The sequence below is a fragment of the Burkholderia sp. BCC1644 genome (assembly GCF_902833225.1).
Lineage (GTDB): Bacteria > Pseudomonadota > Gammaproteobacteria > Burkholderiales > Burkholderiaceae > Burkholderia.
Window position 1 is genome coordinate 282757 of record NZ_CADFEI010000009.1, and the last position, 24504, is coordinate 307260.

Annotated in this window: 24 protein-coding genes; 11 read left to right on the top strand and 13 right to left on the bottom strand. The window is 66.7% G+C overall.

Annotated features, from left to right (window positions below; all coding sequences use genetic code 11):
• The first annotated feature begins 57 nt into the window (after positions 1-57).
• Complete coding sequence (locus HWX87_RS20155; protein WP_176048754.1) at positions 58-1080, top strand: MerR family transcriptional regulator; 1023 nt, start codon at positions 58-60, stop codon at positions 1078-1080.
• 7 nt (positions 1081-1087) lie between these two features.
• Here HWX87_RS20155 and HWX87_RS20160 read toward each other — a convergent pair whose 3' ends face one another.
• Complete coding sequence (locus HWX87_RS20160) at positions 1088-1903, bottom strand: alpha/beta fold hydrolase (RefSeq protein WP_176048755.1); 816 nt, start codon at positions 1901-1903, stop codon at positions 1088-1090.
• Between the two features lie 13 nt (positions 1904-1916).
• Positions 1917-3209 (bottom strand): MASE1 domain-containing protein, encoded by a 1293-nt coding sequence (locus tag HWX87_RS20165; protein WP_176048756.1) that lies wholly within the window; start codon positions 3207-3209, stop codon positions 1917-1919.
• A gap of 308 nt (positions 3210-3517) precedes the next feature.
• Between HWX87_RS20165 and HWX87_RS20170 the strand changes: the two genes are divergently transcribed.
• Both HWX87_RS20170 and HWX87_RS20175 read left to right on the top strand, forming a co-directional pair.
• On the top strand, positions 3518-4474 hold the full coding sequence (locus HWX87_RS20170) for a hypothetical protein (protein WP_176048757.1): 957 nt from the start codon (positions 3518-3520) through the stop codon (positions 4472-4474).
• Positions 4475-4517: 43 nt separating this feature from the next.
• Positions 4518-4955: a GNAT family N-acetyltransferase gene (locus HWX87_RS20175; RefSeq protein ID WP_176048758.1), complete on the top strand. Its 438-nt coding sequence runs from the start codon at positions 4518-4520 to the stop codon at positions 4953-4955.
• 31 nt (positions 4956-4986) lie between these two features.
• Here HWX87_RS20175 and HWX87_RS20180 read toward each other — a convergent pair whose 3' ends face one another.
• From HWX87_RS20180 to HWX87_RS20190, 3 genes are all read right to left on the bottom strand, one after another.
• The gene (locus HWX87_RS20180) at positions 4987-5817 is read right to left on the bottom strand and encodes a peptidyl-prolyl cis-trans isomerase (RefSeq protein WP_176048759.1); all 831 of its coding nucleotides are present in this window, start codon (positions 5815-5817) and stop codon (positions 4987-4989) included.
• Positions 5818-6094: 277 nt separating this feature from the next.
• Positions 6095-8029, bottom strand: coding sequence for an SMP-30/gluconolactonase/LRE family protein (locus HWX87_RS20185; protein ID WP_176048760.1), 1935 nt, complete (start codon positions 8027-8029; stop codon positions 6095-6097).
• A 465-nt stretch (positions 8030-8494) separates the two neighbouring features.
• A complete protein-coding gene (locus HWX87_RS20190; protein ID WP_176048761.1) occupies positions 8495-9793 on the bottom strand; it encodes a dicarboxylate/amino acid:cation symporter in 1299 nt (432 codons plus the stop codon).
• A gap of 593 nt (positions 9794-10386) precedes the next feature.
• On the opposite strand from HWX87_RS20190, the gene HWX87_RS20195 reads away from it, so the two are divergent.
• From HWX87_RS20195 to HWX87_RS20215, 5 genes are all read left to right on the top strand, one after another.
• Positions 10387-11532, top strand: a complete 1146-nt coding sequence (locus HWX87_RS20195) for a glycosyltransferase (protein ID WP_176048833.1) — start codon at positions 10387-10389, stop codon at positions 11530-11532.
• A gap of 5 nt (positions 11533-11537) precedes the next feature.
• Positions 11538-12098, top strand: coding sequence for a hypothetical protein (locus tag HWX87_RS20200; protein ID WP_176048835.1), 561 nt, complete (start codon positions 11538-11540; stop codon positions 12096-12098).
• Positions 12099-12122: 24 nt separating this feature from the next.
• A complete protein-coding gene (locus HWX87_RS20205) occupies positions 12123-12857 on the top strand; it encodes a polysaccharide deacetylase family protein (RefSeq protein ID WP_176048762.1) in 735 nt (244 codons plus the stop codon).
• A 130-nt stretch (positions 12858-12987) separates the two neighbouring features.
• A complete protein-coding gene (locus HWX87_RS20210) occupies positions 12988-13605 on the top strand; it encodes a LysE family translocator (RefSeq protein WP_176048763.1) in 618 nt (205 codons plus the stop codon).
• Between the two features lie 107 nt (positions 13606-13712).
• Positions 13713-13961 carry a hypothetical protein gene (locus tag HWX87_RS20215; protein ID WP_176048764.1) on the top strand — a complete coding sequence of 83 codons (249 nt, stop codon included), beginning with the start codon at positions 13713-13715 and terminating at the stop codon, positions 13959-13961.
• A gap of 57 nt (positions 13962-14018) precedes the next feature.
• On the opposite strand, the gene HWX87_RS20220 is transcribed toward HWX87_RS20215, so the two are convergent.
• From HWX87_RS20220 to pobA, 7 genes are all read right to left on the bottom strand, one after another.
• Positions 14019-15377: an MFS transporter gene (locus HWX87_RS20220; RefSeq protein ID WP_176048765.1), complete on the bottom strand. Its 1359-nt coding sequence runs from the start codon at positions 15375-15377 to the stop codon at positions 14019-14021.
• Positions 15378-15526: 149 nt separating this feature from the next.
• A complete protein-coding gene (gene pcaC / locus HWX87_RS20225) occupies positions 15527-15913 on the bottom strand; it encodes a 4-carboxymuconolactone decarboxylase (protein WP_006480129.1) in 387 nt (128 codons plus the stop codon).
• A gap of 10 nt (positions 15914-15923) precedes the next feature.
• Positions 15924-16709 (bottom strand): 3-oxoadipate enol-lactonase, encoded by a 786-nt coding sequence (gene pcaD, locus HWX87_RS20230; RefSeq protein WP_176048766.1) that lies wholly within the window; start codon positions 16707-16709, stop codon positions 15924-15926.
• On the bottom strand, positions 16709-18082 hold the full coding sequence (locus HWX87_RS20235; protein WP_176048767.1) for a 3-carboxy-cis,cis-muconate cycloisomerase: 1374 nt from the start codon (positions 18080-18082) through the stop codon (positions 16709-16711). The genes pcaD and HWX87_RS20235 overlap by 1 nt, the downstream gene beginning before the upstream one ends.
• 88 nt (positions 18083-18170) lie before the next feature.
• Positions 18171-18827, bottom strand: coding sequence for a CoA transferase subunit B (locus tag HWX87_RS20240; RefSeq protein WP_006482308.1), 657 nt, complete (start codon positions 18825-18827; stop codon positions 18171-18173).
• Between the two features lie 13 nt (positions 18828-18840).
• Positions 18841-19557, bottom strand: coding sequence for a 3-oxoacid CoA-transferase subunit A (locus HWX87_RS20245; RefSeq protein WP_176048768.1), 717 nt, complete (start codon positions 19555-19557; stop codon positions 18841-18843).
• A 143-nt stretch (positions 19558-19700) separates the two neighbouring features.
• Positions 19701-20933 carry a 4-hydroxybenzoate 3-monooxygenase gene (gene pobA, locus HWX87_RS20250; protein ID WP_176048769.1) on the bottom strand — a complete coding sequence of 411 codons (1233 nt, stop codon included), beginning with the start codon at positions 20931-20933 and terminating at the stop codon, positions 19701-19703.
• A 116-nt stretch (positions 20934-21049) separates the two neighbouring features.
• Between pobA and HWX87_RS20255 the strand changes: the two genes are divergently transcribed.
• The 3 genes from HWX87_RS20255 to HWX87_RS20265 all read left to right on the top strand — a co-directional run bounded on the left by HWX87_RS20255 (position 21050) and on the right by HWX87_RS20265 (position 23511).
• Positions 21050-21976 (top strand): LysR family transcriptional regulator, encoded by a 927-nt coding sequence (locus tag HWX87_RS20255; RefSeq protein ID WP_176048770.1) that lies wholly within the window; start codon positions 21050-21052, stop codon positions 21974-21976.
• A 96-nt stretch (positions 21977-22072) separates the two neighbouring features.
• Complete coding sequence (gene folE / locus HWX87_RS20260) at positions 22073-22708, top strand: GTP cyclohydrolase I FolE (protein ID WP_176048771.1); 636 nt, start codon at positions 22073-22075, stop codon at positions 22706-22708.
• Positions 22708-23511 (top strand): SDR family oxidoreductase, encoded by an 804-nt coding sequence (locus tag HWX87_RS20265; protein WP_176048772.1) that lies wholly within the window; start codon positions 22708-22710, stop codon positions 23509-23511. The genes folE and HWX87_RS20265 overlap by 1 nt, the downstream gene beginning before the upstream one ends.
• A gap of 49 nt (positions 23512-23560) precedes the next feature.
• Here the strand turns inward: HWX87_RS20265 and epsC are convergent, their stop codons facing one another.
• On the bottom strand, positions 23561-24481 hold the full coding sequence (gene epsC, locus HWX87_RS20270) for a serine O-acetyltransferase EpsC (RefSeq protein WP_176048773.1): 921 nt from the start codon (positions 24479-24481) through the stop codon (positions 23561-23563).
• Between the last annotated feature and the right edge of the window lie 23 nt (positions 24482-24504).

A 24504-nucleotide genomic window follows, 5' to 3' on the forward strand; every position in this document is an offset into this window, starting at 1 on the left:
CCCTTGGGATCGCCTTTATGCTGACCGCAACGAATCGACAGCAAAGAGAGGTGACGGATGGGCACGTCCACGCCCCGTTTGAACGCATCGGCCGCCGCCGCGCGTCTCGGCGTCTCGATCAAGGCGCTGCGGCTGTACGAGCGGCACGGCCTCGTCACGCCCGAACGTACGCCGGCCGGATACCGCGCGTATGGCCCGGACGATCTCGCCCGCGCCGCCCACATCGCGGCGCTGCGCAAGCTCGGCCTCGGTCTCGCGCAGGTGGCGAGCGTGCTCGACGGCGACGCGCGCAGCCTGGACGACGCGCTGGCCGCTCACGAAGCGGTGCTGGACCACGGCATTCAGGATCTCGTGCACAAGGTCGACCGGGTACGCGTGATCCGCGCCGGCCTCGCGCGCGGCCGGATGCCGGCCGATGGCGAACTCGCAAGGCTGCTCGACGATACGGGCGCCGGTGTCGCATTCAACCTGCCGTGGCCGTGGGGCGGCGAGTGGTTCGAGTGTCGTGACATCCGGCCGCTGAACTACATCATCGGCTCGCTGGGAAGCGGCAAGACGCGGCTCGCGCTTCGGCTGGCCGACGCGCTGCCCGGCGCCGTGTTCGTGGGGCTCGATCGGCTGGAAAGCGATTGTGCGGCGGCACACTCGGCATTGCGCGCCGATCCTGCGCTGAAGTCGCGGGTCGACCGCACATTGACCTCGCTCACCGCCAGAGGCGCAACGTCGTCGACAGCGCTGACCGCGCTGCTCGTCGGTCTCGAAGCGGAGGGCCCGCACGCGCGGGTCGTCGACATGATCGAACAGGATCTCGACCGGCCCACGCAACTGGCCTTGATCGCGCATCTGCGCGAATGCGCAGCCGCCGGCATGCGCCCGCTGTTTCTCCTCACGCGCTCGTCCGCGATCCTCGATCTGTCCGCAGTCGGCCCCGACGAAACCATCCTGTTGTGCCCGGCCAATCACAGCCCGCCTTCACGCGTGGCGCCTTACCCCGGCGCACCCGGCTATGAAGCCGTGGCGACCTGCCTGGCGTCGCCGGAGATCCGCGAGCGGCTCGCCCGCCGGCCGGAAGCGACGTAGTCCGCAGTCAGGATTCCGGCCGCCCCATCCTGCGCGCCATCGCCGGGCTCACCGCATGCACGGGATCGAAGCCGAAGAATTCGAGCACGTGCCGCGCGACGTCGTCGCGATCGTTGTCCGCGCAGATCATGTGATAGCTGTTTTCGAGCACGATCCCGCGCGCGTCGGGCATCTTCTCCAGCAGGAAATCGGCCGAGCGCAGGCTCGTCAGTTCGTCCTCGCGCGCATGCAGCACGAGCGTCGGGCACGGCGTGCCGGGCGCGGCCTCGAGCGCCCAGTCGCGCATCCGGTCGACCTGCCGCACGCAGGCAAGCGGCACCCACGCGTAGTGGAAGCTGTCCTGCCGCTCGAACTTCTTCTTCACGATCGCGCGGATCGTCGCGTTCTTGATGCCGAACGGATCGCCTTCCTCGACGCGCATCCGCTCCGCGACACCCGGCACGCGGTACAGCACATGCCGCAACGACCGGTACCACGGCGTCGACCAGCCGTCGATGAACACCGGCGTCGCCAGCAACGCGAGCCGGCCGCGTGCATGCTGCACGCGGTGGCACAGCAGCAGTGCGACCAGCGCGCCCATGCACATGCCCGCGACATGCAGCGTGTCGTACTCGCGTTCCAGCGCGCGATACTGTTCGGTCACGGCATCGAGCCACACCTCCGCGCGCACGCCGACCAGGTCCTCGGGGCGCGTGCCGTGTCCCGGCAGCGTGATCATGTGCGTGTCGGCGCCCGCGCGCCGCATCGCCTTGTGCAGCGAACCGAGATCGTATTGCGTGCCGCCGAGCCCGTGGATCAGCAGGACGCCCGTGCGGCCCGTCATGACACTTGCCCGCTCATTCGTCCGACGGCCACACGCGCTCGATCTGCCAGACGCCCGCGACCACCGTCACGTCGACGTTCGAATCGAGCAGCGGCGCGCCGTGGTCGGTGATCGTCTGCGTGCCGCCGTCGCGCAGCACGATGCGCAGCGACAGCGACGCGCAATCCTCGCCGGCGATCTCCGCGTTCCAGTAGTCGCTCAGTGCTTCGCGGTCGCCCGGCTGCACGCGTTCGAGCACGAGCGGCACGCTCGCGATCTGCGACGCATCGACGCCGACGCCGAACACGCGCTCGACGTCGCCGCTCCAGTCGATCCGGCCCGACTCCGGATCGAGCACGTACGCGATCTGGCCGGCGCTCGCGAGCGCGAGCTCCATGTTGTTCTGCAGGACCGCCGCATGCTCGTGCACGCGTTCGCGCGTCGTCTTCAGCGTGCTGACCGTCAGCACCAGCAGCGACGCGACCGCGAGATAGAGCTGCGCTTCGAGCAGCGCGCTGCCGTAGTGTTCGTGGAACGACGCGAACGGGCCGTCGCCCTGCGCGGTCTGCTCGATCACGATCAGCGCGAGCACCAGCACCGACGACGAGCCCGCGCGACCGCCGAGCAGCAGCGTCACCGCGACGGTCAGGAACAGCGGAATGTACGTGAGCGCGAAGCCGGCGCCCGTGCCGAATTTCTGCGACGTGTCGCCGTCGAAGATCACGAGCGCGGCGCCCACGACCAGCGCGAACGAGACCATGCCGAGCACCAGGTCGAAGCGCTCGTGGTCGCCGGAGCGGTGCGCGCGAAAGCGCGACCACGACGCAAGCACCGGCGTGACCAGCAGCACGCCGACGAAATCGGATGCGGCCCACACCGACCACACGTCGAAAAACGGCGCGCCCTTGACCGTCGTGTACCACGCCGCGCCGCCGATCGCGCCGACGACGCCCGCGATCAACCCGGCGAGGATCACCGAGCGCAGGAAGTACAGCCCTTCGAGCGAGAAGCGCACGCGCTGCACGAGCCAGACCGCGAGCGCGGCCGCGCCGACCTCGTCGATCGTGAACAGCACCGCATTGACGAGGCTGCCGTGTTCGAGCGCCGTCAGTGCGAGCTGCCCGACGAGGAACGCGCCGGCCAGCGTCAGCCAGTCGCGCGCCGGCCGCAGCATGAACGCGCCGACCGTGACGCCGGCCGGCAGCCAGATGTAGCCCGTCAGCCGGACGGGGCCGTTGAACTCGTGCGAGATGTAGCCGGTCGCGAGATACAGCGCCGCCCAGAGCAGCGCGGCGACGAGCCCCGGCCGCGATCGTTTGGTGTCCATCGAGAATCCCTGTGTGCCGCGCCTGCGGCCTGCAGGTGCGCGATGTGCGAATGATATGCGGATGGGGTGGGTGGGGGAATACCGGGGCCGGAAGCACGTTCGGGGCGCCGGCACGCCCGCAGGCTGGCGAGTGTGACCGGGAAAGTATCGGAAAAGTTCGTGGCTTCCCGGACGCTATCGGGACACGACCGTATGCCGTCTTGTCCAGATGGCCAAAATCGCACGCATCCGGTCGTTCGCCCCTACCATGAAAGGCATCCGAAAGCGTTCGTTTCGGGTATCGTCCACGTCTCCAGCCCGCATTCCACATGACCACACGTAATGGAAACAGCCCCGGTCCGGCCGACATCGGCCCCTTCGATGCCATGAGCCGATTTCGCGTCACGTACGACGGGCCCGCGCTCGAATCGTCCGAGATGGACGTGCGCGAACTCGCGCCCGCGCTGCTTGCATTCGGCGATTTGCTCGACGCATCGACGCGCGCACTGTGCGGCGATCAGGTTCGGCCGCAGGTGAACGTGCGCGACAGCTTCAAGACCGGCAGCTTCGGTATCGACTTCACGCTCGCGACCTCACTGCCCGGCCGCATGCGCGACATGCCGAGCGGCAACGAAGGCACGGCGCTCGCCAATGCGGTCACGATCCTGACCGCGCTCGGCATCGCCGCGCCCAAGGCGAGGAAGGGGCTCTTCGCCGTCCTCAAATGGCTGCGCGGGCGCGAGATCCGGCAGGTGCGAATGCAGGACCACACCGCGGTGCTGCAGGTCGAGGGCGACGAACTCGAGATCGACCTGCCCGTCCTCACGCTGCTGCGCGACGTCCGCGTTCGCCACGCAACCGCACAGGTCCTGGCGCCGCTCGCGCGTGAAGGCGTCGAGATTTTCGCGGCCGGCACCGATACGGAAGTGTTCGAGACGGTCGCCCGCCACGAAATTGCGTGGTTTCGCGCACCCGAGCCAACCGACACGCTCCTGCTCGACGAGCATCGCAAGATGGCGTTCTCGATCGTGTCGCTCGCGTTCAAGGACGACAACAAATGGCGGCTGTACGACGGCACGTCGACGATTCATGCGGCAATCACGGACGCCGGCTTCCTGTCGCGCGTGAACAACAGCCAGATCAGTTTCAGCAAGGGGGATGTGCTCTTGTGCAATGTCCGTATGCAGCAATGGCAAACTTCGGACGGCGCAAAAACCGAATATGAAGTCACGGATGTCCTCGAACATCGCCCGGCCGGCCTTCAGATTCAGTTACCCGGCCTGTGATCCGCGTCGAAGCCCCGATGCCCAACGCAACCCGTCATCCATCATGAAACCGGCGATCGATCTGCGTCCTGCCTCCGCCACCGACCTCCCGTTCCTGCTGACGCTCCGTCGACTGACGATGACCGAGCACCTGCAACGCGTCGGCGCGCCGACCGACGACGCGGCGCACGACCAGCGCATCCGCGCGCACTTCGACGACGCGATGATCGTCTGCGAAGGCGCGGAGGCCATCGGCTTGTTGAAGGTGACGCGCGCCGCCGGCGAATGGCACGTCCATCAGATCCAGATCCTCCCCGCGCACCAGGGCCGCGGCATCGGCGAGGCCGTGCTGAACGCATTGCTGACCGACGCCGCGCGCGAGCACGTGCCGGTATCGCTCAGCGTGCTGCACGGCAACCCGGCGCGGCGGCTCTACGAACGGCTCGGCTTCCGGCTCGCGTCGGAAACCGACACGAGCGCGAGCATGATCTGGCGCGCGTGAGGCGCGCCGTTGCGACGCCGCCGCATGACGATTACTGCGTGATCTTCGCGTCCTTCAGCAGATTGCCGATCATCTGCGCGCTCGCCTTCTCGACCGCGATTGCCTGCAGCTGCTGCTGAAGCCCCGGCTTCGCGGCCTCGAAACCCGGCACCTGCGTCGGCCGCTTCGCATCCAGCTTCACGATCGCCCGCACGCCATCGACCGGAATCGAATCCTTCGTCGCCGCGCCGACGGTCAGCTTCTCGAGCGCCTGCGCGACCGGCAGCGGCAACCCGCCCGTCTTGCCTTCCGCCGCCGGCGTGTTGAAGCTCACCCACGGCAGCTCACCGCCGCTGTCGCGGCTCGGCGCCATGCTGTACTGCCGCGCGAGCCCGTCGAACGACTTGCCGGCCTTCAGCTCGCTCAGCACGGTCGCGGCCGTCACCGGATCCTTGACGACGATCACGCGCGGCTTGTATTCGCTCTTGCCGAGCGTCGCGACGAGTGCGTCGTAGCGCGCCTTCACCTGCTCGTCGGTCACCGGCTCGGGCTTCACGTTGTCGCGCAGGTACAGCTGCACCTCGGCCGTCGCCTTCGCCTGCTGCACCGCCGCCTTGACTTCGGGCTTGTCGCCGTAGTTCGCCTTCTCGGCCGCCTGCTGCACCAGCACGCGCGTGATCAGCTGGTTCTTGATCGCCTGGCGGACCTGCGGCGAGTCGGGCTGCCCGGACGCGCGCAGCAGCGTATCGACGTCGGTCTGCGTGATCGGCGTGCCGTTGACGGTCGCGACGGTCGCGGCCGTCTGCGCGTAAACGGAACCGCTCAGTGCGCCGGCCAGCGCGGCAATCAGCAACAGGCGGTTCGGTGTCGTCTTCATCTTCATCGTTATCGTCGCTTCGAGCGTAAAAAGCGCGGCATGGAGCATGCCGCGCCAGTTCATCGTGCACGCACACGCAGCGTCCGCGTGTGCCGCTGTCATTGTGCACGGAACCGCATTTCCGCGTCGGGAGGTTGGGACGCGCCGCGCAACGCGGCACGGCGCGCATTGCACGCGCCGTTCATTGCGAACGTGTGGCGTGGCCATCTCGCGAAAGCGCGTCGATTGCCGTCACGACTTCGCGAGTCCGGCCGCTACCCGAGGCGGCCGCCCGTTCGGCGGGTCAAGGCGTCCACCGGTACACGGTGATGCTGTTGCCCTTCACGTTGTTCTTCATCACCACGTACTCGCCATTCGACCGGCGATACGCGCGGATGCTGTACATCGCGTCGATCGCGCTGCTCGTATCGACGGTCGCGGGGCTCGCGTTGACCAGCGTGGTGTCGAGATTGCCGGTGGTGAGGTTGAACGCGTCGACGTTCGGCCACAGCGGCCCGCTGCTGCTGAACCAGTAGCCGACGAACAGGTGATTGCCGACCGCATCGATCGATTTCGCGCCGCTGTGCGGCAGCGTGATCACCGGATCGGGCTTCGTCGTGTTGCCCGCGCTCCAGCCGTGGTACACCTCGATACGCGTGCCGATCGACGTCCAGTCGTTGCTGCCGACCGCCCCCTGCGCGAGCACCATCGTGTCGCTGTCCGCGAGATAGACGATGCGCGTCAGCGGCAGGATGCTGGCCGGAATGCGGGTCGCGACACCCGGCCCCCACGACGGTTTGCCGTTCGCGTCGAAGCCGATCAGCGGGTAGTGCGTGATCGCGCCGGTCTTGTCGAGGCCGGCCCACACGCCGCCCTTGCTGTCGATGCTGAAGCCGCTCGTCACGCGCTGCGTCGTGTTGAACGCGGGGCCCGGAATCGATCCGTCCGGAATCGCGACATAGCCGTTCGCCGCATTGAAATGGTAGAAGTAGAAGACGGGCGGATTCTGGCCGGCCGCGACGAGGATCCGGTTCGCGCCCACCGACGTGAGCAGCCCGAAGTGCTCGTCGCGCTGCGTATCGCTCATGTTGATGCGCGGGTCCGACGGGTACGCGAACGGATCGACGGTGTTGGCGACGAACTTGCCGCCCGCGGTTCCGCTGTACACATGCGTGCCGCCATAGAACAGCGCGCCGTCCGTGACGGGGTCCGGCGCCGCGATGCCTTCGAAGTTCAGCGACTGCAGCGTATAGCGCAGGCTTCCGGTGCTGCTGTACGCATGAATGTCGGTCGCGCCGTTGCGGCCGAGATCCCAGCTGCCGCCCCACGGATTGTTGAGCACATAAAGGTTGCCGCCGGTGTCCTTGCCGATCCCGACGATCCGCGTGAAGCGTTGCGCGCCGACCTGCCCCTTGATGCCCGTCGTCGTGTCGAGATAACCGCCGCGCACGCCGAACGTGCCGGCGAGCGCCGGCCGGCCCGCCACCGTATAACGCTTGATGTTCTGGTCGGGGCCTTCATCGCCCACCAGCAGTTGCGCGGCCGCCGCATCGAAATACAGCGCCGACGGCTGCGACCCGGCCGGCATCCGGATCGTGTTCAGCAGCGCGCCCGCCGGGCTGAAGCCGACGATCGAGCCCGCGCCCTTCTGCGCGACCCACACGTTGCCCGCGCCGTCCACCGCGAGCGCGCCCGGCGCCGACACATTGATGTCGCGCTGCCACACGCCGTCGGTGGTGAATACGCGCACGCGATTGCCGTAGAAGTCGCTGGCGTAGAGCAGCGAACCGGCCGTCGCGAGCCCGGTGACGACGTCGATGCGCGGCTGGTTGGTTGCCGCGCTGATCTGGATCACGCGGTCGCGATACTTCGTTGCGCGGTTGTAGCGCCCTACCGCGCCGCTGCCGTACGTCTTGCCGGGCTGCAGCGCGACGAACAGCGAGGTCGCGTTACCGGTGATCGCGCTGCCCTGGAATTCCGAATGCGTGCCGATCGAGCCGATGCTCTTGCCGTTCTGGTAGATCGCCACGCCGCCTTCATCCTCGTCCCACATCGACGCCGTGTAGATCACGCCTTCGGGCGCGACCCACATCGCACGCGCGACGTTGCCGACGTGCGCCGCGAGCGTGCCGTAGGTATTCGCCAGCCAGTCGGTGGTATTGCCGGCGTGCGTGGCCGGTGCGATCGCGGCGATCGCTGCGGCAAGAAGCGCAGCCTGGATTCGTTTTCTGGCGACCATGACGGATGCTCTCCTGAATGATGCAAACATTCACATGAGGGGTCGGCCGGCCAGATGGCTTGAAATCCGCAATGCGTAAATTCTTCCCCTGAATCATCTGGCGCAGTCGGTATTACGTACGGCATGCCTTCGATAATGAGCAGGGCGAGAATAGCGTTATATAAATCGAAAAAAATTGCGAACCGCTTGCGCTCGCGGCAAGCGCGATTGCGCGACAGTGAATGTTCACTTACGCGCCGGCACGGGAATAGCGGGAATCAGGCATTCGCCTGCGGGAATATCACCGCAGGTCCAGCGATGACGGATTGAAACGGCAAACATTTTTACCGGCGAATCGGAAAAATCCGCCGAATACGGTGCAAAGGCACTGCACAAAACAAATCGCCGGCCTGAATCCGTATCGAATCCAGGCCGGCGATCGTCATCGACTACGGGACAGGCAACGTGTCGCCACGTTGCCACGCGTCATGCCGCTGTCTCCCGCACTTTCACCTCGGCCACGCGCCCGCCGTCCGAATCGTTGTCGTCGCGCGGATCACCGAGTTGCCCTTCCCACTTCGCGACCACCGCAGCCGCGATCGAGTTGCCGACCGCGTTGGTGGCCGAGCGCCCCATGTCGAGGAACATGTCGACGCCCATGATCAGCAGCAACCCGGCTTCGGGCATGTTGAACTGGTTGAGCGTCGCCGCGATCACGACCAGCGACGCGCGCGGTACGCCGGCCATCCCCTTCGACGTCACCATCAGCATCAGCAGCATCGTGATCTGCGTGCCGAGCGGCAGATGGATGCCGTACACCTGCGCGATGAACAGCACCGCGAACGTGCAGTACATCATCGAGCCGTCGAGGTTGAACGAGTACCCGATCGGCAGCACGAAGCTCGAGATCTTGCGGTTCACGCCGAAGCGGTCGAGCGCGTCCAGCAGCTTCGGATACGCGGCCTCGGAGCTCGCCGTCGCGAACGACAGCAGGAACGGCTCGCGAATCAGCCGGATCAGCGTGAACGCACGCTTGCCGAGGAACGTCACGCCGGCGAGCGTCAGCACGCCCCACAGCAGCGCGAGCGCCAGATAGAAGCTCGCCATGAACTTCGCAAACGTCAGCAGGATGCCGAGCCCTTCGGTCGTGATCGTCGACGCGAGCGCCGCGAACACCGCGATCGGCGCAAACCACATCACCGCGCCCGTCACCTTCAGCATCACCTGCGCGAGATCCTCGATCACGCCGGTCAGGCGCTTGCCCGCGTCGCCGAGCGCCGACAGCGCGGTGCCGAAGAAGATCGAGAACACGACGATCTGCAGGATTTCATTGTTCGCCATCGCCTCGGCGATCGACTTCGGCACCAGGTGGACCACGAAGTCCTTCAGTGTGAAGGCGCCCGTCTTCAGGTTGAGGGCCGCATCGGCAGGCGGCAGCGGCAAGCTCAGGTGGCTACCCGGCTGCAGGATCGTCGCGGTCAGCAGACCCAGCAGCAGCGACGTGAACGACGCAATGAAGAACCAGCCGAACGCCTTGACGCCCACGCGACCCACCGCGCCTCCGTCGCCCATCTGCGCGATGCCGACGGTCAGCGTCGCGAATACCAGCGGCGCGATGATCATCTTGATCAATCGCAGGAATACATCAGACAGCAACGACACGTAACCGGCGACTTCCTTCGCCATCTTCGGGTCGGGAAACGCGCTATGACACGCGTAACCCACGGCGATACCCAGCATCATCGCGACGACGATGTACTTGGTAATGTTGTGCTTCTTCTTCATTAGTAATCCAAATCACAAAACGTATGTTGCTAACGGCTGGCAAATCATTCGCGTCCGGCTGCGAATCGGAACCCACGTCGCCAGGCAGGCGACCAGTCCGCGTTTGGCGGTCGCCTTGGCGGACAGGGGGGGCATTCTAACGCAAATGGCGCACCGGCTTTCAAATCTGAAAGCGAGGCCGGTCGATCTGTGTCCGGATGTCGCTGGGCAGACAGGTTTTGTCGCGATCCAGCACTACCCTGGCCAGGAACGGCCGCCACGGAACAGCCCGGCCGACGATGCGAAACCGGCCGTCGCCACTGCGGCAAACGGGTTTCGCGCGGACACGCGCATCAGTGGTCCGCCCGCACAGGGCGCCGACACGGTCAAGCGATCGCGACACATTCTCACAAAGATGCGCAGACCTCGACACTACGATACGTAAACGATATGTAATATTTGGAAATGATTCGCGTTGACGCCATGCCCGGGCGTCGATGCGCGATCGCGGGCCGGCAACGCGGCGCCGTGTTCGAGTCATTGCTCCCGACGGGTTGAGCCATTCATTCATAAGCAGTCCTCTGGATGGACGATCGAGGAAAAGCGGCATCGTGATGAACATTCTGTACACCAATTTCCACGGCGACTACGGCGGCGGCCAGGATACTTACGTACGCGATCTCGCCGCCGCGATGAGCCGGCATCATCGCGTGACCGTCGCGTCGCCGGAGGGAAGCCGCCTGTCGCGCCTGTTGAAGGACAGCCCCGACGTGGCCATCTTCGACATGGAATTCAAGCCGCGCTGGAACCGGCTGTGCCAGGAAATCGTCCGGCTGCGCCGGCGGATCGCCGCCGAGCGCTTCGACGTCATCCATGTGAACGGGTCCGCCGACCACCGGCAGGTGATGCTCGCGCTGCTCGGGTGCCGGTACCGGCCCGCGGTCGTACTCACCAAGCACAACACGTATCGCGCCGACAGCTTCGGCAACCTGCTGCGCGCACGGCTCGCCACCGACCACACCATCGCGGTCAGCGACTACGTCGCGAGCATGCTCGCGCTGCGCTCGCCATACGGAAACGTCACGGTCGTGAAGCACGGCGTGCGGCGGTCGGCCGCCGAACGACTGGCCATCGACGAAATCCGCCGCCGCAAGATCGCGCTGTTCGGGCCTTCCGGCGCGGACGCGATCGTGCTGGGCAGCAGCGCCGGCACCGCGCCGGAGAAAGGCTGGATGGACCTGATCGCGGCACTGGGCGGCCTGCCCGAGGGCGAGCGCGAGCGGTTTCGTGTGCTGCTGGTCGGCGCGGAGCCGTCTTACGAACAGCGTGAACAGATCGCGCGGCACGGCATGGCGTCGCGCACCGCGTTCACCGGGCGCCTTGACGACGTGCGGACGCCGTTCTCGATCATCGACGTGTCGTTCGTGCTGTCATACCACGAGAGCCTGTCGTACGCGTGCCGCGAAGCGATGTCGCTCGGCTGCCCCGCGATCGTCACGCGCGTGGGCGGGCTGCCCGAAAACGTCGAGCCGGGCGTGGACGGCTGGGTCGTCCCGCCGCGCGAGCCCGAGGCGATCGAGGCCATCCTGCGCGCGATCGCGCGCGAACCCGGCTGCGTCCGTTCGATGGGACGCAGCGCGCGCCTGAAGGGCAAGCGCGAGTTCTCGTTCGATACCTTCGTCGACGCAACGTTGTCCGTCTACCAGAAATCGATTCGACACAACCCCTACCGTTGGGTGACATCCATGAGGTCCGTTTGATGGCAATGAATATCTGGAAGAAGTACTGGGACTTGCGGACGCAGGAATGCCCGTGCGACGTGCACTTCGTCGAATGGCTGGAATCCGTCCGTCTCAGGGGCGTGCGCATCTATCACTTCGGCACCGGCGGGCATCACCATGTCGGCGTGGAATGCGCGCGGCCGCACCTGAACAACACCGTCTTCGGCGTAACGGCGTCGCCGAAGGAATACAAGTCGTACGTCGATCTCGTCACGCGGCAACCGGAAGTCAGCAAGACCTACCTCGCGTATTTCGGCGACATCTATACGAGCAACTCGGGCCTGTTGCCGGCGTTCGACGTCGTCACGCTGTTCCATCTGTGCGAGTTCCGCGACGAATCGAACAGCCGCTATGGCGCGAACACTGACGAAGAGGTGCTCGACCTGTTCGCACGCCACACCGTCGCCAACGGCCACCTGCTGTTCTACAAGGGCTCGTCGGCGTACCGGAAAGCCGAGCCGATCATCGCGCAGTGGGCGGCGAATGCCGATTTCGTCGAAGTCGGCGACTTCAAGACCCTGCGGATCTTCCGCAAGGCTGCGTAACTCCGCGTTCTTCCTGGTCCGCCGATGTTTCTGTCCACCCCGCGCCATCCGATCCTGATGTATCACCAGGTACGCCCGTTGCCGCCGCCGCCCGACCGGCTGCGCAGCCTGAGCGTCGCACCCGATGCGTTCCGCCGCCAGATGTCGCTGTTCAAGCGGCTCGGCTACCGCGGGCTGAGCGTGCGCGAACTGCAGCCGTATCTGCGTGGCAAGCACAGCGGGAAGGTCTTCGGCATCTCGTTCGACGACGGTTTTCTCAACGTACTGACCCATGCGATGCCGGTACTGGACGAGCTCGGGTTCACCGCGACCTGCTATTTCGTCGCTGGCCGCTTCGGCGGCGAGAACGACTGGGATGCAGGTGCCGACACCGCGCGCTCACCGCTGATGACCTGCGAGGACATGCTCGTGTGGCGCGATCACGGCCATGAAATCGGCTCGCATACGCTCGATCACGTCGCGCTGTCGCAAGTGCCCGGGTACGAGTCGGATCATCAGGTAAGCGAATCGAAGCGGCGGCTCGAGGCATTGAGCGGCCAGCGCGTCGAATCGTTCTGCTATCCGTACGGCGACCTGGATGCGCGGGTGCGCGACCAGGTCGCCGACGCCGGTTACGGTAATGCGACGACGACCCGGCGCGGGTGCGCCGGTGCGGCCGACGATCCGTTTCTGCTGCCGCGGATTCCGGTCGCGGGCGGTGTCGGGGCCGTTCGGTTGTGGTTCAAGTGCACGAAGGCGCGGGTTCGGGCGCGCGGGTAATCGAGCCAGCCAAGCAGAATTCCCCTCCCTCCGTACCGGCATTCGTCAAACCAACTGTACCGGTACTGTACAGAAAACCGTCGCTAAACTGATCTCCATCCCAGTCCAGAATAGATATGGAGAATCCGCGATGGAATTCCTCACCCTGAGCGCACTGCCCGCCGGCATGCTGTTTGCGCTCGTCACGACGATCACGCCCGGCCCGAACAACACGATGCTGCTCGCGTCCGGCGTCAATTTCGGCTTCCGCCGCACGATGCCGCACCTGTTCGGCATCAGCATCGGCGTCGCGATCCTGATGCTCTGCGTCGGCTTCGGCCTCGGCGAAGTATTCAAGCGCGTTCCGCTCCTCTATACGATCCTCGAAGCCGCGAGCGTCGCGTACCTGCTGTACCTCGCGTGGCGCATCGGCACGTCGGGTGAAGTGAAGCCGCACGGCGGCAAGCCGCGGCCGATGACGTTCATCGAAGCCGCTGCGTTCCAGTGGATCAATCCGAAAGCCTGGATGATGGTGCTGACCGCCGCGACGACGATCCGCCTGTCCGCCGACTACGGGATGAACGCCGCGTGGATGGCCGTCGTGTTCATCCTGATCGGCTTCCCGTGCATCAGCCTCTGGGCCGCGTTCGGGCTCGGCCTGCGCCGCTTCCTGTCGAATCCCCGCGCGCTGCGCATCTTCAACGTGACGATGGCCGTGTTGCTGATCCTGTCGCTGTACCCCCTCATCGCCCACTTGCTGCAGCAGTGAGCGCTCACAGCGCGCCCGTTGAGATTCATGCAATGCAGGCGTACCCTTTTGGCACGGGCGCGCGCAACCGCTTCGCCGGTTGCGCCGCTGCTGCCGGGAGAGTGCCGATGAAGCCACTGCTGAGGACGGGCGAACACATCGAGGGGATGCACTGGATCGCCGAGTATCATCCGCTCACGCACGAGATTCGTGTGCTGCGCGAAGACATCGAGATCGGTATCTACTGCGCGCCGCCGACGATGTTCGGGGAAGAGGAAGACATGGGCGCCGCGAACCTCGCCGATCATCGCAGCCGGGAGGCCGCGCTGCGCGCGTATCTGCGCAACTTCGTCAAGGAACACGACGCGGAAGAATAGCGGCCCGAACGGTGCCGCTCAAAAAGGGCCGGCGCAGCGCACCGGCCCGCACGTCGCTCAATGCCCGAGCGACTCGATCTTGCCTGCCGGCTGCGCGACGCCATGCGGCCGCGCCATCTGCTTGATCAACAGCGCGATGCACGCAAGCACGCCCGCGACGGCGATCGTCGCGAACACACCCGCGAACGAAAAGTGCCGGCGCGTCAGTTCGGCGACGAGGAACGACCCCGCGATCCCGCCGAAGCGGCCGACGCCGAGCATCCACGCCACGCCCGTGCCGCGCCCCTCCGTCGGATAGAACGCCGCGGCCAGCGCCGGCATCGACGATTGCGCGGTGTTCATCAGCACGCCGGCCACGAACACGACCAGCACGAGCAGCCCGACGTTGCCGGCCGCCTGCCCGATCGCATACACGCTCACCGCCGTCAGCGCGTAGCACACGGCAATCACGCGGTTCGCGTTGAAACGGTCCATCAGCACGCCGCACAGCACGGCGCCCACGCCGCCGAGCGGGAACAGCGCCGAGATCAGCGTCGCGCTCTTCGGCGTCAGCCCCGCGTCCTTCAGCAGGATCGGCATCCAGTTGATCGACGCGTAGAAGATCACGAGCCCCATGAAGTACGCGAGCCACAACATCACCGAGCCGACGATGTACGAGCGCGACAGCACGACGCCAAGGCCCTTGCTGCCCGTCTGAGGCACGGCTTCGGTCATCGCGAACGAGCCGGCGTTCAGCGCGTCGCGCGAGATGCGCGCAAGCGTTGCGCGGATCTTGTCGACCTGCTGGCCGCTCGCGACCATGAAGCGCACCGATTCCGGCATCTTCAGCAGCAACAGCACGCCGAGCAGCAGCGGCGTCACGCCGCCGAGCATCAGCACGCTGCGCCAGCCGAAATGCGGAATCATCCATGCGGCGAGGAAACCGCCGAACGCCGCGCCGAGCGGGAAGCCGCAGAACATCAGGTTGATCACGGTCGCGCGGCGCTTGTCCGGGCAGAACTCGCCCATCATCGTGACCGCGTTCGGCATCGCCGCACCGAGCCCGACGCCGGTGATGAAGCGCAGGATCGTCAGGTGCCCGATCGTATTCGAGAAAGCGGACATCAGGCACGCGACGCCGAACAGGAACACCGAGCCGAGCAGCAGCGAGCGACGCCCGAGCCGGTCGGACAGCGGGCCCGACACGAGCGCGCCGCACGCGAGGCCGAACAGTGCGGCGCTCAGCACCGGCGCGAGATCGGGCTTGGTGAGGTTCCATTCGCCGAGCAGCGACGGCGCGATGAAGCCGATCGCGGCCGTATCGAAGCCGTCGAGCAGCACGATCACGAAACACATGAGGAACACGAGCCATTGAAAGCCGCCGAACGGCTGCTCGTTGATGAAGGTCTGGACATCGACCACGGGTGCGCGATTCATCGCGAGTCTCCTGGATGGTTATGCAAGAAACGCGGCTTCAGGGCCGCGCTTTTTCCTTTCTTCGCGCACCGATTCACTGCCGGTGCGTTCTTTCATCGTCGACGGCCCGCCAACCTCGGCGGGCCGCGCGATCGGATCACCGCCGGCGCTTAACCGGCCGCATCCTGTTCCTTGAAAATCTTGTCGGCGAGATGGAATGCGGAATTCGCGGCCGGCACGCCGCAGTAGATCGCGGTCTGCAGCAGCACTTCCTTGATCTCGTCGCGCGTCACGCCGTTGTTGCGCGCAGCGCGCAGGTGCAGCGCCAGTTCCTCGCCGCGGTTCAGCGCGACCATCATCGCGATGGTCAGCAGGCTGCGCGTATGGCGCGGCAGGCCGTCGCGCGTCCAGATCTCGCCCCATGCATAGCGCGTGATCAGGTTCTGGAATTCGTCGGTCACCTCGGTGCGGTTCTCGATCGAACGGTCGACGTGCGCGTCGCCGAGCACCGCGCGACGCACCTTCATCCCTGCTTCGTAACGTTCCTGGTCGTCCATCGCCTTTGCCTCACGCGTTCAGGAAATCGAGCAACGCACGGTTGAAGCCGTCGGTGCACTCGATGTTCGAAATGTGCGCGGCGTCGAATTCGACATGCAACGCACCGGGAATCGCGGCAGCAAGCGCGCGGCCCTGATCGGGCGGCGTCGACATGTCCTTCGCGCCGGTCACGACGAGCACCGGCAGCGTGATGCCCTTCACTTCCTCGCGCAGGTCGGCCGCGTTCAGCGCGTCGCAGTTCGCCGCGTAGCCGTCCTTGTCGGTATGCACGAAGGTGTCGCGGATCGCGTCGAACAGGCGCGGCTCGCGTTCGACGAATGCGTCGGTGAACCAGCGCGGCAGCACGGCGTCGGCGAGCGCGGCCATCCCTTCGGCGCGCGCCTTCTGCGCACGCGGCGCCCACACTTCCGGCGAGCCGATCTTCGCGGCGGTATTCGACAGCACCGCGCGCACGATGCGCGACGGATAGCGCGCGGCGAGCGCGGCGCCCGTCAGCCCGCCCATCGAGATCCCGCAGAAATGCGCGCAGTCGATGCCGACGTGGTCGAGCAGGCCGATCACGTCGCCGGCGAGCTGCTCGATCGTGTACGAACCGGCCGGCGCGTCGGAATGGCCGTGACCGCGCGTGTCGTAGCGCAGGATGTTGAAGTGCTGCGTGAGCGGACGGATCTGCGGCGCCCACATCTGCAGGTCGGCGCCGAGCGAGTTCGAGAAAACGAGCCACGGCGCGTCGGCGCGCGCGGCACGGTCGATCCGGTAATGCAGTTTCACGCCGTTGACAGTGGCGAAAGGCATCAATGTTCTCCTGGTTGGATCGTGCCCGCATGCAGCGCGAGCACGGCGTCGACATAGGCCTGCGCCTCGCCGACGTAATGTGCGGGATCGAGCAGCCGCGCGAGCGCGTCGCGCGACAAGTGGGCCGACACGGTCGCGTCGGCGGCGAGCACGTCGAACAGCGTCGCGCCGGTGCGCAAGGCTTCCTTCGACGCGTGTTCGACGACGTGGTGCGCGTCGAGCCGGCCGATCCGGTCGCCAAGCGCGAGCATCACGGCTTCGCCGAGGATCAGCCCGTGCGTCAGGTCGAGGTTCGCGGCGAGGCGTTCGGTATTGACGTCGAGGCCCGCGACGATCTGGGCGACCTGCGCGAGCGCACCGCCCGTCAGGCGCGCGAGGTCGGGCAGTGCATCCCATTCGGCCTGCCAGCCGCCGAGCGCGCGCTCGTGCTCCTGCACCATCCCCGCGAACACGGTCGCGACGAGGCCAGGCGCACGCACGGCGGCCGTCAGCACGGCTGCGCAGCCAACCGGGTTGCGCTTGTGCGGCATCGTCGACGAGCCGCCCTTGCCGGCGGCGGCCGGTTCGCCAAGCTCGCCGACTTCGGTCTGCATCTGCAGCGACACGTCGCGCGCGATCTTGCCGAGCGTACCCGTCAGCATCCCGAAACAGGACGCGGCTTCCGCGATGCGGTCGCGCTGCGTATGCCACGGCACGGCCGGCGCGGCGAGCTTCAGGTCGGCCGCGAGCGCGGCCGTGACGCCCGCCGCCTGCTCGCGCAGGCTCGCGAGCGTGCCGGCCGCGCCGCCGAACTGCAGCACGAGCGCACGCTCGCGCAATTCGGCGAAGCGCGCGCGGTGGCGCAGCAGCGCATCGAGCCATTGGGCGAATTTCAGGCCGAGCGTGATCGGCAGCGCCTGCTGCAGCCACGTGCGGCCGATCATCGGCGTCGCGCGATGCGTGCGCGCGAGCGCCGCGAGCGTCGCACACGCTTCGTCGAGCATCGGTTCGAGCACGTCGAGCGTGTCGCGCAGTTGCAGCACGGTCGCGGTATCGATGATGTCCTGGCTCGTCGCGCCCCAATGCACGAACTTCGCGGCCTCGGGGTCGTCGGCCTTCACCTGCGCGGTGAGCTGCTTGACGAGTGGAATCGCGAGATTGCCGCCGAGCGCCGCGCCGTGCGCGAGCGCGTCGGCGTCGAGCCGGCCGGCGTCGCACGCGCGCTCGATCGGCGCGACCGCGGCGGCGGGAATCACCTGCTGCGCGGCAAGCGCACGCGCAAGCGCGGCCTCGACGTCGAGCATCCGCTGGATCGTCGCGCGGGGCGACCAGATCCGGTTGAGCGGCTCGGTGCCGCAGATCAGGGAGGTCAGGCGGGCGCTGTCTTCGAGCATGGCATCAGATAGGGGAAACGGCGTGCGCCTATTGTCCACCCAAGCGTGCCGGCCTGCGCGCAAGCGCACGCGCCGGCACGTCGGTGGTTCAGGCAGCTGCCTTCTGCGTCGCGTCGATCAGCGGCACGCCGGTCAGCTTCTGCAGTTCGTCGAACGACAGGTCGGTGAAGATCTCGCTCACCGCGAGGCCGTCGGCCGTCACGTCGAGCACCGCCAGATCGGTATAGATACGGCTTACGCATTGCACACCGGTGACCGGGTACGAGCATTGCGCGACGATCTTGCTTTCGCCCTGCTTCGTCAGGTGCTCCATCATCACGAACACCTGCTTCGCGCCGATCGCGAGATCCATCGCGCCGCCGACGGCCGGAATCGCATCGGGTGCGCCCGTATGCCAGTTCGCGAGGTCGCCGTTCGCCGACACCTGGAACGCGCCGAGCACGCAGTAATCGAGGTGGCCGCCGCGCATCATCGCGAACGAATCCGAATGATGGAAATACGCGCCGCCGGTGAGCAGCGTCACATGCTGCTTGCCGGCGTTGATCAGTTCGTCGTCTTCCTCGCCGGGCGCGGGCGCGGGGCCCATGCCGAGCAGGCCGTTCTCGCTGTGCAGGAAGATTTCCTTGCTCGGGTCGAGGTGGTTCGCCACCAGCGTCGGCACGCCGATGCCGAGGTTCACGTACGCGCCTTCGGGGATGTCCTGGGCGACGCGCTTGGCCATTTCATCGCGGGTCAGTCGTTTCATCTGGATGTCTCCCTCAAGCAGCTTGTGATGCAGCGTGTTCGGCGGCCAGCTCGGCCGCGTGCGCGGCCTGCGGCACCTCGACGACGCGCTGGACGAAAATGCCCGGCGTCACGATATGCTCCGGGTTCAGCGCGCCGAGCGGCACGACTTCCGACACCTGCACGATCGCGACCTTCGCGGCGCTGGCCATGATCGGCCCGAAGTTGCGCGCGGTCTTGCGATACACGAGGTTGCCCCAGCGATCGCCCTTGTACGCCTTCACGAGCGCGAAATCGGCGTGGATCGGCGTCTCGAACACGTACTGCTTGCCGTCGATCACACGCGTTTCCTTGCCTTCCGCGAGCTTGGTGCCGAAGCCCGTCGGCGTGAAGAAGCCGCCGATGCCGGCGCCCGCCGCGCGGATCCGCTCCGCGAGGTTGCCCTGCGGCACGAGTTCCAGCTCGATCTCGCCTGCGCGGTACAGCCCGTCGAACACTTGCGAATCGCTCTGGCGCGGGAACGAGCAGATGATCTTGCGCACCTGCTTCGCCTTCAGCAGCGCCGCGAGGCCCGTCTCGCCGTTGCCCGCGTTGTTGTTGACGATCGTCAGGTCGCGCGCGCCCTGTTCGATCAGCGCGTCGATCAGCTCGGACGGCATGCCGGCCGTGCCGAAGCCGCCGATCATGATTGTCGCGCCATCGTGGATGTCGGCCACCGCCGACTGAAGCGATTCGAAAATCTTGTTGACCATGTCTCTTCCTGATACGAACCCGCGGCTCGATGCGCGGCCTGTCGAGGGGACACGCGCGTGCCGCGTGCCGCGCCGGGGCCGATGTCGATCCCGGTGTTTGTTCGCTATTCGAACCTAGATTCGATTAGCGAACGATGGGCCGATCATAGAGTCGCGCACAGCGCGTTGTCAAGGCGGGTTCCCTCGGGGGCCGTCGCGTCGTCGAACGGCAACCCGACGTAGTTTTCGGCGAGCGACTGCGCGGCGGCCCGCGAGCGCGTCACGTATTTCAGTTCGGCAAACTTCAGGCGATTGACGAACGGCGAGTCCTCCGGCGACGAATGCAGCATGTTCGTCATGAAGTACGAGAAGTGCTCGGCGCGCCACACGCGTTCGAGGCAAGTCGCCGAATACGTGTCGAGCGGCGTCGAGTCGCCCGTCCGGTAGCGCGCGCCGAGCGCGCGGGACAGCGCGCGGACGTCGGCCACCGCGAGGTTCATCCCCTTCGCGCCGGTCGGCGGCACGATGTGCGCGGCGTCGCCGGCAAGGAACAGGCGCCCGTGCTGCATCGTCTCCGACACGAAGCTGCGCATCGGCGTCACGCTCTTCTGCGTGATCCGGCCCTCGGTCGGCGTCCAGCCCGTGTCGTTCGAGAAGCGCGTGTGCAGTTCGTCCCAGATCCGCGTGTCGGACCACTCGGTGAGGTCTTCGTCGGGCTTGCACTGCAGATAGAGGCGCGTGACCGTCGGCGAGCGCATCGAGAACAGCGCGAAGCCGTTGTCGTGATGCGCGTAGACGAGCTCGTCGAGCGACGGCGCCGCATCGGCGAGGATGCCGAGCCACGCGAACGGGTACACGCGCTCGAACGTGTTCAGCCGCTCGGCCGGGATCGTCTGGCGCGCGATGCCGTGGAAGCCGTCGCAGCCGGCGATGTAGTCGCAGTCGATGCGGTCTTCGCGGCCATCGGCATGCTTGAACGTGACGAACGGGTGCTCGCCTTCGACGTCGTGCAGCGCGACGTCGCTCACTTCGAAATGCATCTGATGACCATGCTCGACGCCGGCTGCGATCAGGTCGCGCACGACTTCGTGCTGGCTGTAGACGGTAATCGCGCGCCCGCCGGTCAGTTCGGACAGGTCGATGCGATGGCGCTGACCCGAGAACAGCAGCTCGATGCCGTGGTGTTCGAGCCCTTCGCGGCGCATCCGGTCGCCGAGACCGGCTTCGTTCAGCGTGTCGACCGTGCCCTGCTCCAGCACGCCGGCGCGGATGCGGTTCTCGCAGTATTCGCGCGAACGCGCTTCGACGAGGATGGAATCGACGCCTTGCAGGCGCAGCAGATGGGAAAGCAAAAGGCCGGACGGACCGGCGCCGATGATGGCGACCTGGGTGCGCATTGTTCGTCTCCTGAACATTGGTTCGAGTAATGGAACACATTTGAGCGCTTTCCCGACTATGCGGCAACGCGATTCAGGAGATATGTTGTATACGTTTTGACGATACTGGCCCGGCGATGGATGCGCTCGATCTGAACCTGATTCCCTACCTCGTCGCGCTCGACGACACGCGCAACGTAAGTCGCGCGGGCGACCTGCTCGGCGTGAGCCAGCCGCGCGTGAGCACCGCGCTCGGCCGGCTGCGCGAGTATTTCGGCGATCCGCTGTTCGTGCGCACGTCGCGCGGGATGGAGCCGACGCCGCGCGCGCTCGCGCTGCTGCCGGCCGCCCGCGATGCGCTCGCGCAGATCGAGCGCGGCCTCGTCGCGCCGCACGACTTCGATCCGGCCGCGAGCACGCATACGTTCTCGATCGCGCTGTCGGACGTCGGCGAGATCGTGTTCCTGCCGAAGCTGCTGCAGGCCTTCGCGACGCGCGCGCCGCACGCGAACCTGCGCTCGGTTTCGCTCGCGCACGACGAAGTCGGGCGTGGCCTCGAAGCCGGGTCGATCGATCTCGCGGTCGGCTACTTCCCCGATCTCGACGGCAACAACTTCTTCCAGCAGCGGTTGTTCACGCACCGGTTCGTGTGCCTGATGCGGCGCGGCCATCCGTTCGAGCAGGCGCCGCCGTTCACGGTCGAGCAGTTCCTCGCGTGCGGGCACGCGGTGGTGCGCGCCGAAGGCCGCAGCCAGGAGGTGCTCGAGAAATATCTCGCGAAGCAGCGCATGCAGCGCCGTGCGGTGCTCGAGACGCCGCACTTCATGAGCCTGCCGTTCATCCTGAGCCGGACCGACCTGATCGCGACGGTGCCGCATGCGATCGGCTATGCGTATGCGGCCGAGCACGCGTTCATCGTGCCCGTCGAGCCGCCGCTCGCACTGCCGCGCTTCGACCTGAAGCAGCATTGGCACCGCAAGTACCACAACGATCCGCGCACCGAGTGGCTGCGCGGCGTCGTCGCGTCGCTGTTCAACGACGAGCAGGACGAATGGCCGAAGTGACGGAGGGTGAGCGGCGGGCCGCACACACGACCCGCGAAAGCATGAAACAATGGCCGGATATCGGCCGCCGCTGGCGGCCTTCGATGGAGCCACTACATGGGTAAGGGAAAGAAAACCGCGCAGGCCGGGCCGGCCGCCTCCCGGCCGAGCCGTGAAGAAGCAGAAGACGCCGTCCGCGTGCTGTTGCGCTGGGCCGGCGACGATCCCGCACGCGAAGGGCTGCTCGATACGCCCGCGCGCGTCGTGCGGGCGTACGAGCAGTTCTTCGCCGGCTATGCGCTGGAGCCGCGCGACATCCTCGCGCGCACCTTCAGCGAAGTCGACGGCTACGACGAGATGATCGTGCTGAAGGACATCCGCTTCGAGAGCTACTGCGAGCACCACATGGTGCCGATCATCGGCCGCGCGCACGTCGCGTATCTGCCGAACCATCGCGTGGTCGGCATCTCGAAGCTCGCGCGCCTCGTCGACGCATTCGCGAAGCGCCTGCAGATCCAGGAAAAGATGACCGTGCAGATCGCCGACACGCTGTTCGACGTGCTGCAGCCGAAGGGCGTCGGCGTGATCCTCGAAGCCGCGCACCAGTGCATCTCGACGCGCGGCGTGCACAAGCCGGGCGTCGAGATGGTGACGTCGCGCATGCTCGGCACGTTCCGCACCGATCCGTCGACGCGGCGCGAATTCCTGTCGATCGTCGCGAATCCTTCTTCAGTCAACCTGACGAATACCTGATGGAGCAGACGAAGCAAGCGGCACACGCGCCCGTCGTGCTCGTGACCGGCGCCGCGCGCCGGGCCGGGCGCGCGTTCGCCGAGTATTTCGCGAAGCATGGCTATCGCACCGCGGTGCATTACGACCGTTCCGCCGACGCCGCGCAGGCAGCCGCCCGCGCAATCGCCGACCGCGGGCACGACTCGGTCGCGCTGCAGGCCGACCTGTCGGATGCCGCGCAGATCACCAGGCTGATCGACCAGGTGTATGCGCGCTTCGGGCGCCTCGACGTGCTGGTCAACAACGCGTCGGTGTTCTGGCAGGACCACTTCCCGAGCTTCGACCTCGCGGCCTTCGACCTGGCGTGGGCCGTCAACTGCCGCGCGCCGATCCTGCTCACGCGGGCGTTCTACGAACGCGCGCGCGCCGCCGGCACGCAGGGCGTCGTCGTGAACGTGGTCGACCAGAAGATCAAGGAAAACTTTCACCGCGACCACTTCAGCTACACGGTCGCGAAGGCCGCGCTCGGCAACCTCACGCAGATGCTCGCGCTGTCGTCCGCGCCGGTGCTGCGCGTGAACGCGGTGTTCCCGGGGCTGATGCTGCCGAGCGACGACCAGACCCAGGCCGACTTCGAGCACGCGAGCCGCGCGTCGACGCCGCTCGCGCGCATCGCCGGCCCCGACGACGTCGCGAGCGCGATCCTGCTGCTGACCGGCAATGCGTACAACGGCGTGGATTTCGTCGTCGATGCGGGGCAGAACCTGATCCGCGTCGACCAGGACGTGCTGTACAAGCACCGCTCGCCGGACGGCAAGCACTGACGCACACGGCACGCGCCCGTGCGAATCGGGCGCGCCGCCGCCCGCCGCGTTACGGCTTCTCGGCGCTCCCGCCTTCGCGAACCTTGCCCTGCGCGACACTCGTGCCGGCCGGCACGCTGTGCGTGAGCCACACGTTGCCGCCGATCACCGAGCCACGCCCGATCGTCACGCGGCCGAGAATCGTCGCGCCCGCGTAGATCACCACGTCGTCCTCGACGATCGGGTGCCGCGCATTGCCCTTGACCAGCGCGCCTTCGCCATCGGCCGGGAAACTCTTCGCGCCGAGCGTGACGGCCTGGTACACGCGCACGCGCTCGCCGATGATCGCGGTTTCGCCGATCACGACACCGGTGCCGTGGTCGATGAAGAAGCTCGGGCCGATCTGCGCGCCCGGATGGATGTCGATGCCGGTGGCCGAGTGGGCGATTTCATTGATGAATCGCGCGAGTAGCGGCACGCCGAGCTGGTGCAGCGCGTGGGCGAGCCGATGGTGCATCATCGCGAGCACGCCGGGGTAGCACAGCAGGATCTCGGTGATGTGCTGCGCGGCCGGATCGCCCGCGTACGCGGCCTGGATGTCGCTGACGAGCAGCGCGCGCACCGCCGGCAACTGCCGGCCGAATTCGCGCGCGATTTCGAACGCGCGTTCGTCGAGTTCCGCGAACGGCGTATCGGCATGCTCGGGCAGGAACGGCAGCGCACGGCGGATCTGTTCGGACAGAATGCGCAGCGTGCTTTCGAGCGTATGGCCGACGTAGTAGTCGACGCTTTCGTCGGTGAGGTCCGGCGCGCCGTAATGCGTCGGAAACATCGACGCGCGCAGGCCGGTCACAATCTTGCAGATCGCATCGCGCGACGGCAGTTCACGAATGCCGCGCGGATGGCGCGTGCGATGGAGTTCTTCGCGCGACTCGCGCAAGCCGGCGACGATTTCTTCGAGGCCCCACTGACGGACGGGTGATGTCGACATATGCCAATGCAGGCGGCCGCGCT

Bases quoted from the DNA above. Each gene is read 5' to 3' on its own strand.
- HWX87_RS20175 (WP_176048758.1), top strand. From the start codon at position 4,518: ATGAAACCGGCGATCGATCTGCGTCCTGCCTCCGCCACCGACCTCCCG.
- HWX87_RS20170 (WP_176048757.1), top strand. From the start codon at position 3,518: ATGACCACACGTAATGGAAACAGCCCCGGTCCGGCCGACATCGGCCCC.
- HWX87_RS20200 (WP_176048835.1), top strand. From the start codon at position 11,538: ATGAATATCTGGAAGAAGTACTGGGACTTGCGGACGCAGGAATGCCCG.
- pobA (WP_176048769.1), bottom strand. From the start codon at position 20,933: ATGCGCACCCAGGTCGCCATCATCGGCGCCGGTCCGTCCGGCCTTTTG.
- HWX87_RS20190 (WP_176048761.1), bottom strand. From the start codon at position 9,793: ATGAAGAAGAAGCACAACATTACCAAGTACATCGTCGTCGCGATGATG.
- HWX87_RS20235 (WP_176048767.1), bottom strand. From the start codon at position 18,082: ATGCTCGAAGACAGCGCCCGCCTGACCTCCCTGATCTGCGGCACCGAG.
- HWX87_RS20245 (WP_176048768.1), bottom strand. From the start codon at position 19,557: ATGGTCAACAAGATTTTCGAATCGCTTCAGTCGGCGGTGGCCGACATC.
- HWX87_RS20160 (WP_176048755.1), bottom strand. From the start codon at position 1,903: ATGACGGGCCGCACGGGCGTCCTGCTGATCCACGGGCTCGGCGGCACG.
- folE (WP_176048771.1), top strand. From the start codon at position 22,073: ATGGGTAAGGGAAAGAAAACCGCGCAGGCCGGGCCGGCCGCCTCCCGG.
- HWX87_RS20265 (WP_176048772.1), top strand. From the start codon at position 22,708: ATGGAGCAGACGAAGCAAGCGGCACACGCGCCCGTCGTGCTCGTGACC.
- HWX87_RS20255 (WP_176048770.1), top strand. From the start codon at position 21,050: ATGGATGCGCTCGATCTGAACCTGATTCCCTACCTCGTCGCGCTCGAC.
- HWX87_RS20195 (WP_176048833.1), top strand. From the start codon at position 10,387: ATGAACATTCTGTACACCAATTTCCACGGCGACTACGGCGGCGGCCAG.
- HWX87_RS20220 (WP_176048765.1), bottom strand. From the start codon at position 15,377: ATGAATCGCGCACCCGTGGTCGATGTCCAGACCTTCATCAACGAGCAG.
- HWX87_RS20180 (WP_176048759.1), bottom strand. From the start codon at position 5,817: ATGAAGATGAAGACGACACCGAACCGCCTGTTGCTGATTGCCGCGCTG.
- pcaC (WP_006480129.1), bottom strand. From the start codon at position 15,913: ATGGACGACCAGGAACGTTACGAAGCAGGGATGAAGGTGCGTCGCGCG.
- HWX87_RS20215 (WP_176048764.1), top strand. From the start codon at position 13,713: ATGAAGCCACTGCTGAGGACGGGCGAACACATCGAGGGGATGCACTGG.
- HWX87_RS20240 (WP_006482308.1), bottom strand. From the start codon at position 18,827: ATGAAACGACTGACCCGCGATGAAATGGCCAAGCGCGTCGCCCAGGAC.
- HWX87_RS20205 (WP_176048762.1), top strand. From the start codon at position 12,123: ATGTTTCTGTCCACCCCGCGCCATCCGATCCTGATGTATCACCAGGTA.
- HWX87_RS20185 (WP_176048760.1), bottom strand. From the start codon at position 8,029: ATGGTCGCCAGAAAACGAATCCAGGCTGCGCTTCTTGCCGCAGCGATC.
- epsC (WP_176048773.1), bottom strand. From the start codon at position 24,481: ATGTCGACATCACCCGTCCGTCAGTGGGGCCTCGAAGAAATCGTCGCC.
- pcaD (WP_176048766.1), bottom strand. From the start codon at position 16,709: ATGCCTTTCGCCACTGTCAACGGCGTGAAACTGCATTACCGGATCGAC.
- HWX87_RS20210 (WP_176048763.1), top strand. From the start codon at position 12,988: ATGGAATTCCTCACCCTGAGCGCACTGCCCGCCGGCATGCTGTTTGCG.
- HWX87_RS20155 (WP_176048754.1), top strand. From the start codon at position 58: ATGGGCACGTCCACGCCCCGTTTGAACGCATCGGCCGCCGCCGCGCGT.
- HWX87_RS20165 (WP_176048756.1), bottom strand. From the start codon at position 3,209: ATGGACACCAAACGATCGCGGCCGGGGCTCGTCGCCGCGCTGCTCTGG.